The 4,902-nt window shown below is 76.0% G+C and carries 5 protein-coding genes; all 5 read left to right on the forward strand.

The genetic code is table 11. The annotated features are described in order from the left end of the window. The coding region (locus tag AB7J25_RS30120) for a C40 family peptidase (protein WP_428514694.1) at window positions 1-812 on the forward strand (812 nt) is incomplete at its 5' end. A gap of 41 nt (window positions 813-853) precedes the next feature. Next, window positions 854-1,981 carry an aminotransferase class V-fold PLP-dependent enzyme gene (locus AB7J25_RS30125; protein ID WP_428514696.1) on the forward strand — a complete coding sequence of 376 codons (1,128 nt, stop codon included), beginning with the start codon at window positions 854-856 and terminating at the stop codon, window positions 1,979-1,981. 43 nt (window positions 1,982-2,024) lie between these two features. Then, window positions 2,025-3,092, forward strand: coding sequence for an AAA family ATPase (locus AB7J25_RS30130; protein ID WP_428514698.1), 1,068 nt, complete (start codon window positions 2,025-2,027; stop codon window positions 3,090-3,092). Window positions 3,093-3,223: 131 nt separating this feature from the next. Next, window positions 3,224-4,105: a DUF58 domain-containing protein gene (locus tag AB7J25_RS30135; RefSeq protein ID WP_428514702.1), complete on the forward strand. Its 882-nt coding sequence runs from the start codon at window positions 3,224-3,226 to the stop codon at window positions 4,103-4,105. 7 nt (window positions 4,106-4,112) lie between these two features. Further along, the coding region (locus tag AB7J25_RS30140; RefSeq protein WP_428514700.1) for a VWA domain-containing protein at window positions 4,113-4,902 on the forward strand (790 nt) is incomplete at its 3' end.

The raw sequence follows: 4,902 nt of genomic DNA on the forward strand, positions 1-4,902 counted from the left end.
CGGACGACGTCGTCGCCCGCAACCTGCTCGCCGTCACCGAGGAGCTGGAGCGGGCCCGCGTCGCCAAGGCCAACGCCGACTCCACCGCCCGTGCCCTGCTCGACGAGGCTCGGGCCCGCGAGAGCGCCGCCGCGGCCGCGAAGTCCACGGCCGACCACGCCGTCGCCCGCGCCGAGGACGCCGCCCGCGCCCAGGCCGCCCGGCTGGCCGCCGTCGAGGCCGAGCGCGCGACGGTGCAGGGCCGCCTCGACTCCGCCACGAACGCCGACGCCACTTTGCGTGCCCAGCGCGATCGCTTCCTGGCCTACCAGGCGAAGCTCGCTGCGGAGCAGGCAGCCCAGGACCGGGCCGCCGCCGCGGCCGCCGCCGGCCGGGTGAAGGCCGCAGGCGCCGCAGGCGGGGGTGGCATCAAGCGGGTCATCGACCGGGCGATGTCGCAGCTCGGCGTCCAGTACGTCTGGGGCGGTGGGACCGGGCGCGGGCCCAGCACCGGCATCCCCGGCCCGGCGGGCGACCCGGGTCGGCGCATCGGCTTCGACTGCTCCGGGCTCATGCTCTACGCCTTCAACGGCGCCGGGGTGAGCCTGCCGAGGGTGAGCCGCAACCAGTTCCACGCGGGCCGGAAGGTGCCGATCTCGGACCTGCGGCCGGGCGACATGGTCTTCTACCGCAACGGTGGCGCGCCCATCCACCACGTCGCGATGTACGTCGGCGGGGGCAAGATGATCGAGGCGCCCTACACCGGTGGGAACGTGCGGATCACGTCGCTGCGCCGCAAGGGGCTGCTGCCGGAGGCCACGCGGATGCTGTGAGGCAGGGGCCGAGCCGGACGCCTGATGGCAGCATCGGGTCCATGACGATCCTCCAGGACCTCGACGCCCGGTGGCGGCGGTGGGCGGGGGAGCGGCCCCCGCCCGCGGTGCTGCACCTGGACAGCGCCTCGGCGGGCCGCAGCTCCGAAGCCGTCCTCGACGCCACCGCGGCGCACGCTCGCCGGGCCGCACGGATCGGGGCGTACGTGGCGCAGGCCGAGGCCGAACCGGAGATCGAGTCCGGTCGAACCGGCCTCGCCCGGTTGCTCGGCGTCGACGCGGAGGGTGTCGCGTTCGTCGAGAGCGCGTCGGCGGCGCGCGAGGCGCTGCTCGGGGCGTGGCCGTGGCGGCCCGGCGACACCGTCGGGGTGCTGGCGGGGGAGTGGGGGCCGAACCTGGAGGGCTTCGCCGCGCGCGGCCTCGGCGTCGTCGCGCTCCCGGAGGACGGCGCGGGCCACCTCGACGTGGCGGGCCTGGCCCGGCTGCTCGCGACGGACCCGCCGGCCGTCGTGCACCTCACCCAGGTCGCCTCGCACCGCGGGCTCGTGCAGCCGGTCGCGGCCGCGGCCGCGGCGTGCCGTGAGTCGGGGGTTCCGCTGTGGGTGGACGCGGCCCAGGCCCTCGGGCACGTCGACACCGCGACGGGCGCCGACGTCGTCTACGCCACGAGCCGCAAGTGGCTGGCCGGGCCGCGCGGGGTCGGCGTCCTCGCCGTCGCGCCCCCGCACCGCGACACGCTGCGCCTCGTCCCGCCCGCCCTGCTCGGTGACGACCTGCCGCCGGTGCGCTACCTGGAGTCGGGTGAGGCGCACGTCGCGGGCCGGGTGGGGCTGGCCGTGGCGGTCGCCGAGCATCTCGCCGCGGGCCCCGCGGCGGTGCGCGCGCGGCTCGTGGAGTCGGGCGCGCTCACCCGGGAGGTCCTCGGCGACCTGACCGGGTGGGCCGTCGCGGGCGAGCCCGACGAGCCGTGCGCGATCACTTCGCTGCGCCCGCTCGACGGACAGGACGTCGCCGCCGTGCAGGCCGCCCTGCTCGCCGACGGCATCCTCACCACCGCCTGCCGACCCGCCAGGGCGCCGCGGGAGGGTTGCGGGCCGTTGTTGCGGCTGAGCCCCCATGTGGACGTCACCGCGACCGACCTCACCCGGCTGCGTGCAGCGCTCGGATGATCCGCTCACCCCGGTCACACGGCCGGTCGGGTGCAATGGGCCCGTGAGCGAGCACGTTCCCCCGAACCCGAACGGGTCCGCCCCGCCCACCCCCGCGCGCGAGGGCGAGCTGCTGGAGCGCGTGGTCTTCGAGATCAAGCGGGTCATCGTCGGCCAGGACCGGCTGGTCGAACGCATGCTGGTCGGCCTGCTCGCCCGCGGGCACCTGCTGCTCGAAGGCGTGCCCGGGGTGGCGAAGACGCTCGCCGTCGAGACGGTGGCGAAGGTCGTCGGCGGCACGTTCGCCCGCCTGCAGTTCACCCCGGACCTCGTGCCGTCGGACATCCTCGGCACCCGCATCTACCGGCAGGGCCGCGAGGAGTTCGACGTCGAGCTGGGCCCGGTCGTCGCGAACTTCGTCCTCGCGGACGAGATCAACCGCGCGCCCGCGAAGGTGCAGTCGGCGATGCTCGAGGTGATGGCCGAGCGGCACGTGTCGATCGGCGGGCGCACGTTCCCGATGCCGGACCCCTTCCTCGTGCTCGCCACGCAGAACCCGATCGAGAACGAGGGCGTCTACCCGCTGCCGGAGGCGCAGCGGGACCGCTTCCTGTTCAAGATCATCGTCGAGTACCCGGGGGTGGAGGAGGAGCGCGAGATCGTCTACCGGATGGGCGCCGAACCGCCCGTCGCGCAGCAGGTGATCGACCCGCGCGAGCTCGTCCGGCTGCAGGGCGTCGCGACGCGGGTGTTCGTGCACCACGCGCTGGTCGACTACGTCGTGCGCCTGGTCGTCGCCACCCGCACCCCCGCCGAGCACGGCCTCGGCGACATCGCGGGCTGGGTCTCCTACGGCGCCTCGCCCCGCGCCACGCTCGGGATCGTCGCCGCGGCCCGCGCCCTCGCCCTGGTCCGCGGCCGGGACTACGTGCTGCCCCAGGACGTCCTCGACGTCGCCCCGGACGTGCTGCGCCACCGCCTCGTGCTGTCCTACGACGCCGTCGCGGACAACGTGCCGATGGAGCACATCATCGGCCGGGTGCTCTCCACCGTGCCGTTGCCGCAGGTCAGCGCCCGTCCGCAGGCCCCGGGACCGCACGGCGCCGGCCAGCCGGTGGGTGCCCCGACGTGACCTCGCCCGCGCCCGCCGATCCGGACACTGCGGCGTCCGACGTGGACGGGGCGCCCACGGTGCCGTCGGGCGGGCCGTCGCGGACCGTCCGCCGTCCCGCGACGGCACCCCCGTCGCTGCGCGACGGCCGGATGGAGGCGTCGCTGCGGGCGCTGGAGCTGTCGGTCCGCGGGCGCCTGGACGGGCTGCTGCAGGGCAACCACATCGGGCTCGTCCCGGGCCCGGGCAGCGAGCCGGGGGAGGCCAGGGCCTACGAGCCGGGCGACGACGTCCGCCGGATGGACTGGGCCGCCACCGCCCGCACCACCCACCCGCACGTCCGCGAGACGGTCGCGGACCGCGAGCTGGAGACCTGGGTCGTCATCGACCTCTCGCCCAGCCTCGACTTCGGCACAGCGGCCTGCGAGAAACGCGATCTCGCCGTCGCCGCGCTCGCGGCGGTCACCCACCTCACCCGAGGCGGCGGCAACCGCATCGGCGCGATCGTCGCCACCGGCGAGCGCGTGGTCCGCATCCCCGCCCGCGGCGGCCTGGTGCACGCCCGCGGGATGCTGCGCCGCGTCGCCACCACCCCCCGCGCGCCCGAGGGCACCCGCGGCGACCTCGCCGCCGCGATCGAGAACCTGCGCCGCCCACCGCGGCGGCGCGGGCTCGCCGTCGTCATCTCGGACTTCCTCGGCGACCCGGACTGGGAGCGGCCGATGCGGGCGATCGGCGGCCGCCACGACCTCGTCGCGGTCGAGGTGCTCGACCCCCGGGAGCTGGAGCTGCCCGACGTCGGGACGGTCGTGCTCGCCGACCCGGAGACGGGCCGCCAACGCGAGATCGTCACGACCCCGGTGCTGCGCCGGGAGTTCGCGGCCGCCGCGGCCGCGCACCGGGACCGGGTGGCCGCCACCCTGCGCCGCTGCGGCGCCGCCCAGCTCACGCTGCGCACGGACTCGGACTGGATCGCCGACGTCGTCCGCTTCGCACTCGCCCGCAAACGGGCGTGGTCCGGAGGGGGTCGATGACCCCGTGATGTTCGCCTCCCCGTGGTGGCTGCTGCTGCTCCTCGTCGCGGCCGGCCTCGTCGGCGGTTACCTGGTGGTGCTGCGCCGCCGACGCCGCGACGTCGTGCGCTTCACCAACCTCGCCCTCCTGGACCAGGTGGCCCCGCGCCGTCCGGGCTGGTGGCGCCACCTTCCGGCGGCCGCGCTGATCCTCGCCGTCGCCGTGCTGGCGGTGGCGCTGGCCGGGCCGCAGGCGGAGGCGAAGGTGCCGCGCAACCGGGCCACGGTCGTCCTGGTGATCGACGTCTCGCTGTCGATGAAGGCCACCGACGTCGCCCCCACGCGCCTCGCCGCCGCCCAGGCCGCGGCGAAGGACTTCGCCGACCAGCTCACCCCCGGGGTGAACCTCGGGCTCGTGTCGTTCGCGGGTACCGCGGCAGTGCTCGTCTCGCCGACCACGGACCGGGACGCGGTCAAACGCGCCGTGGACGGGCTGCGCCTCTCCGAGGCCACTGCCACCGGCGAGGCGATCTTCGCTGCCATGCAGTCGATCGAGACGTTCTCCACCGCGGTCGCGGCCGCGTCCGCCGAGGGGCCGCCGCCCGCGCGCATCGTCCTGATGACCGACGGCAAGCAGACCGTCCCCGGGCCGGACGGCGAGAACGAGTCGCGCGGGGCGTTCACGGCGGCCCGCAAGGCGGCGGACGCCGACATCCCCGTCTCCACGATCTCCTTCGGCACGGACTACGGATCGATCGAGATCGACGGCGAACCCGTGCCGGTGCCCGCGGACGACACGTCGATGCGGGTCATCGCGC

Source organism: Pseudonocardia sp. (genome assembly GCF_050246655.1).
Taxonomy (GTDB): Bacteria; Actinomycetota; Actinomycetes; order Mycobacteriales; family Pseudonocardiaceae; genus Pseudonocardia.